This is a genomic window from Streptomyces antioxidans (genome assembly GCF_000968685.2).
Lineage (GTDB): Bacteria > Actinomycetota > Actinomycetes > Streptomycetales > Streptomycetaceae > Streptomyces > Streptomyces antioxidans.
The window spans coordinates 1-4,934 of record NZ_LAKD02000206.1 but is presented as its reverse complement, the minus strand read 5'-3'; the positions used below and the strand labels follow the sequence as shown (position 1 = coordinate 4,934).

Annotated in this window: 4 protein-coding genes; 1 reads left to right on the top strand and 3 read right to left on the bottom strand. The window is 68.9% G+C overall.

The genetic code is table 11. The annotated features are described in order from the left end of the window. The 3 genes from VT50_RS37690 to VT50_RS37680 form a co-directional block, all read right to left on the bottom strand. Positions 1-1,667: TIR domain-containing protein (locus tag VT50_RS37690; protein WP_079343989.1), on the bottom strand; the 1,667-nt coding region annotated here is incomplete at its 3' end. Positions 1,668-1,865: 198 nt separating this feature from the next. Beyond that, positions 1,866-2,576, bottom strand: coding sequence for a hypothetical protein (locus VT50_RS37685; protein ID WP_143645376.1), 711 nt, complete (start codon positions 2,574-2,576; stop codon positions 1,866-1,868). A 203-nt stretch (positions 2,577-2,779) separates the two neighbouring features. Further along, positions 2,780-3,895 carry a serine hydrolase domain-containing protein gene (locus VT50_RS37680; protein ID WP_046091023.1) on the bottom strand — a complete coding sequence of 372 codons (1,116 nt, stop codon included), beginning with the start codon at positions 3,893-3,895 and terminating at the stop codon, positions 2,780-2,782. Between the two features lie 155 nt (positions 3,896-4,050). Here VT50_RS37680 and VT50_RS37675 point away from each other — a divergent pair, with 155 nt between their 5' ends. Further along, positions 4,051-4,710, top strand: coding sequence for a TetR/AcrR family transcriptional regulator (locus VT50_RS37675; protein WP_046091022.1), 660 nt, complete (start codon positions 4,051-4,053; stop codon positions 4,708-4,710). Positions 4,711-4,934: the final 224 nt, after the last annotated feature.

Here is a 4,934-nt window from a genome sequence, read left to right as displayed (position 1 = left end):
GGCACGGGGGGAGTGGGGATACCGGTGGTGGGGCGGGGGTCGCGCGGGGGCTGGTCGGCGGCCGAAGCCGGGGTGAGGTTCTGGAACAGCATGCGGCGGAGGTCTTCCTGCCGGGCGGTGTCGGCGTCATGGCGACGTACGGCTCGGGCGAGGAGAGGGTGGACGGTGAAGGACTGGGCCTGTAGTGGGTCCGGCCGCAGCGCGCCCGAGCCGAGCAGGGTTTCGACGGCCTCGGAGACGAGGGAGGACACTTCCCACGGGGCGTAGGGCCTGACGGCGGACAGCACATTCTCGAGGGTGGCCTGCGACAGCGGAGCCGGGCAGGTCAGGGCGAGCAGCCGCAGGACGTCATCGACGGGGCGCTGACCGGACAGCGGCCGCGGCAGGAGGGCCGTCAGGGGCGGACGGCGGTACGGAGTGCCGCTCCTGGGGCCGGGCTGGCCGGAGGTGAGCACGTCCGTTCCCGGCCCGTGCAGTCGGTTGCGGACGTGGACGAAGTCGCTGGACACCGCGAGGTTCGCCAGCAGGTCGAGTGCCTGCGGATGTCCGTCCACGTCCCGGACGAGGGCGAGCGCGGCCGCGTGGTCGAGGTCGCTGTCGGGCGCCCGGCGAGAGGTGAGGAGGCGGAACCCGTCGGCATCGGCCAAGGGGGAGACGTCGATGGCCTCGGCGAAGGGGGCGTAGCGCAGCGAACGCGTGGTGATCAAGGTCGTGGTGAGCAGGTGCGGCCCCCGCAAGAGGTGCAGTTGGTCTTCGGACAGGCCGTCGGGAACGCCGTCGACCACCCACAGACAGGGTGCGTCGCGCTCGCCGAGCGCGACCGCGAGATGGCTGAGCAGCACGGGGAGGGAGGCGGGCGCGGAGTACAGGCCGAGCGCGGAGAGCACCGTGGAGACCTGCTCCGCGTACGCGTCCATGGTTTCGGATGGGCTGGCTTCCGCGCAGGGGTGGAGATCGAACCAGAAGATCCCGCCCGGGAAGGCGGAGCTGAAATGCAGGGCGTATTCCTGGGCGAGCAGCGATTTGCCGATGCCCGGCATGCCGCGCAGCTGTGCCGTACGGCCAGCGGCGGCCTGTGCGACGAGCGGGGTGCGGTGACGGTGCAGGGCGCTGTGAATGACCCACTGCTCCGCCAGGCGGCCGGTGAAGCGAATGGACCCGGTACGGGCCGGGGCGGGCAGCCAGGGCACGAAAGGAGCGGCGGCGGCGTCCCCCATGGGATGGGGGATATCGCGCACATGGGCCGCCACGCTTTCGACGAATTGCCCGATGGTCTCCGGTGTCGTGGGCCATGGCCAGTGCCGTGCGTCACGGAGCTCGACCGGGTGTACGTGGTCGGTCGTTCCTTCGGGGTTGACCACCAGCGTCCGCCGGAGCGGATCGCCCTCCCGCTGCCCGGTGAGATAGGCATACGTCAGTTCCCACTGACAGGCTCGCCGCTGCGGATAGTCCGCCGAGTACAGAGCGAGCAGCACCCTGGAATGTGCCAGAGCCTCGGTGATGGTGGCCGTGATGGACGCGAAGTCGTCCACGGCCGTGTCATCGACGAAGACTCTGAGTCCGCGGTCCCGGAGGGCGGGTACCAGAGCGCCGACCTTTCGCGCGTCCGAGCGGCTGTAGCTGACGAAGACATCCCACTCGGCGTCGGAGTCATTCATGGCGCTCATGAGTGCTTGGCCCCCCAGACCTCAGCGGATCGATATCCCGAATCCCTCCTCCACCCCGAAATCAGCGGGGGGGGGGGCGCGGTCGCTGGCCCGTCCGAAACCGGCGACGTACCTGAGGTCGTCCGTGAAGGGGAGATCGTCACGGATCTATGATGCGGCACGGTACGTCCGTGCCGGGCGTCCCCCGGGTCCGTCACCTCACCTCGTCGTGCCGGGATCGGCGGCCTGCTGACGTGGCACGGCTGACCCGCCCCGCGTTGTCGACCAGGACGAACGGTGAAGATGACGTTCGGGGTCGCGAATTCCGGCGATCTCCCCCAGGCCGATCACATAGTGCCGCAGGTTCTCCTGCAGCATGCGTAGCTCTTCACGGAAGGCCGCGTTCTCGGGCCATGCGGACTCATCCTGGTCGGGGTGTGACTCCTCGAATTCCCTGAGCCGGGGATGCCACTTGGCGAGAAAGGGGGCGAGCTCGAAGTTGAGGATGTCCAATGCCAGCTCGTATACGGAGTCCCCCCTGGCCGGTGGCGGCGGGGTGGACTCCGACTCCAACGGTTCGCGATAGAGATCGAAAAGCGTTTTGAGGGATGTCAGAGCCTCGCGCAGATTCCCGGTGCCATCTTCCAGGGGGCGAGTGGCGATCCGGGTCGCGGCTTGGAAGAACATCCGCTGTGCTGCTTGCCGCATGTCCGTCTTCGCCTTGAATGACATCTGGCTGCCGAGCACCACGAGCTGTACGTCAGTGAGCCGGGCCGATCTGCGGTACAACTCCGTGCCGAGGACGACGGCGACACCGATGAGGCATCCCACCACGATCGAAAGTCGCTGACCTCCGGTCTGACTGATCGAGTAGGCGGCGGTTCCCACCACGCCGCCCACGATCGCGGCCAGCAGGGCGCGCAACACCATGCGCATCACCCCTGTGACCTGCCCCCGCCGAGCTGTCACCGGCCCCCCTCCCGCGTCACCCGCCGGCCACCGTACGGCGAGCCGCCCGCTGGTCCCTTCTCGGACCGCCATGTTATAGAACGATGCCGCAAACTGATGGAACAGCGGCTCTCTCCGGGCTGGGCTGGCCCGGCCCGGCCCGGCCCGGTGCGGGGCAGGTCAGGTCAGCACATCGCCACGCGGTAGAGACCCGCGAGCGCGTCGTCGATGGGATGGGGCCGCGGTCTGCCCGAGGGATCGAGCCTGTTCCACCTCTGCAGGTTCACCGCGACGGCCAGCTGCCGCTTGCCGTCGGCGCTGGTCATGGCGAGCGCTCCGGCACCCCAGACCGTGCCGCCATGGCCCCAGAAGGTGCCCCGACCGGGAACCTCCATGGGATGCAGGCCGAGGCCGTAGTCGATCGTCCTTCCCTCTTGGGAGATGACCGGGACGGTGCGCTGCATCTGCGCCAGCGACGACGGGCTGACGATCTCACCGGCGAGCAGCATGCCGAAGAAGCGGTTGAGGTCCGTGACGGTCGATATCAGCGAGGCCGCCGGCCCGACCCAGGACATGTCGTAGACGCTGTAGTCGCGCGGCGGGTCGATCATGCCGAACCACGCCTCGTAGATCTGCGAGTGCGGCCCGTTGACGTACGGCCCGGCCGGGAGTTCGGTGTCGCGGAGCCCGGCGCGCTCGATGACGTTCCGGGTGATGCAGCGCTCGGCCGCGGTGCCGGTCACCTTCTCCAGGAGTTCGCCGAGGAGCAGGTAGTTGGTGTTGGAGTACACCCCCGGAGTGCCGCCAGGTGCGCCAACGGCAGGTGCGCTGACCCCCATCTCGATCAGCTCGGTGGGGTGAAACCGCGTGAGCCGGTTGTCGTCCAGACTCTGGGGCCCGGTGTCCGCGAGGGCGGGGAACGCCTTGAGGGAGGGGTAGGCGTAAGGAAGGTACTCGGCGAGGCCACTGGTGTGGTTGATCAGCATCCGGACCGTGATCGCGTCACCGCGTTCCCCGGGAACCAGCTGCGGAAGGTACCGGCCGATCGGCACGTCGAGACCGATCTGACCGCTCTCGATCTGCCGCAGAACCGCGGCGGCGGTGAAGGTCTTGGTGATGCTGCCGACGCGGTGCCGCATGTCGGCGGTGACGCGGCGACCGGTGGCGACATCGGCGACCCCGGCGGCGCCGCGCCAGACCTGGTCGCCGTCCCGTATCTCGGCGAACAGGCCCGGCATCCCGGCGCGGTGGACGTTTTCCATCGCGGCGTTCAGCTCCGCGGGATCCAGTGGGTTCCGCACGACATGCGTCCTTTCGTATGCCCCTGGGTGAGGTCTCGGCACGCTCATGTCCTCATTATGCACGCGGTGCGTGCAACGCCAAGTGCATAAGCTAGGCTGAGACCCGGCGGCTGAGACCCGGTGAGAGTCGGCGGGACCCCGCCGAAAGGAGCGAGATGGCAGGCCGAAGGCGCTGGTCGACCGAGGAGATCCTGGACGCCGCGGCGGAGCTGCTGTGCACCGGCGACGCCGAGTCGTTCAGTGTGCGCAGGCTCGCCGCGGCGCTCGGGACCGATTCCTCCAGCCTCTACCGGCACTTCCGCAGCAAGACTGAACTGCTGCGCGCGGTCGCCGACCGGATCCTCCTGGCCGCCATGGACGGCTACCGCCCCGAGGGCGACTGGAAGCAGCGCATCACGGCCCTGGCCCTGCGGCTGAGAGAGGCCTTCGGCCAGCAACCCCAACTCGCCGCGGTCTGGGGGCGCTACGCCTCATCCGGCACCGGTTCCCGGATGGTCATGGAAGAGGTGCTGCAGGCTCTCCGCTCGTCGGGGCTGCCCGATGGGGAGATCCCGACGCGCTACCACCGGGTCGCGGTCCTCATCGCCGCGTTGATCGCCTCCGAGGCGGGGGTCAGCACCGTCACGCCCGGGGAGTACGAACAGGGCATGGAGCTGTTCCGCGTCGCGGTACTCGGCGCCGACCCCGAACGCTTCCCGACCCTGGCCCACTTCGCCCGCAACGTCCGCCCCCTCGGCGCGGACCGCCGCGCCGCGTTCGAAGACATCCTCGCCGCCCACATCGCCCACATCGAGGCCGCGATCCCCCCGAGCTAAGGGCTGTCCCGTAAATGAGCTCCGAGTCGTCTCGGTTCCCGAAGGCGCGAGGACTCAACCCGGAGAACGGGGCTATCCAGGAAGATTCCGACGCCGTGATCACACCAGCCTTCCAAGATCGTTCCACGATATATGGCCGGCGGTTTGGTCCGCCCCTCAGCTCCCGCTCAGCGGAGACGTCCACGCGGGGTCATGTTGGGATCTCCTCGTAAGGTGCGCCAGCA

Bases quoted from the DNA above. Each gene is read 5' to 3' on its own strand.
- VT50_RS37685 (WP_143645376.1), bottom strand. From the start codon at position 2,576: ATGGTGTTGCGCGCCCTGCTGGCCGCGATCGTGGGCGGCGTGGTGGGA.
- VT50_RS37675 (WP_046091022.1), top strand. From the start codon at position 4,051: ATGGCAGGCCGAAGGCGCTGGTCGACCGAGGAGATCCTGGACGCCGCG.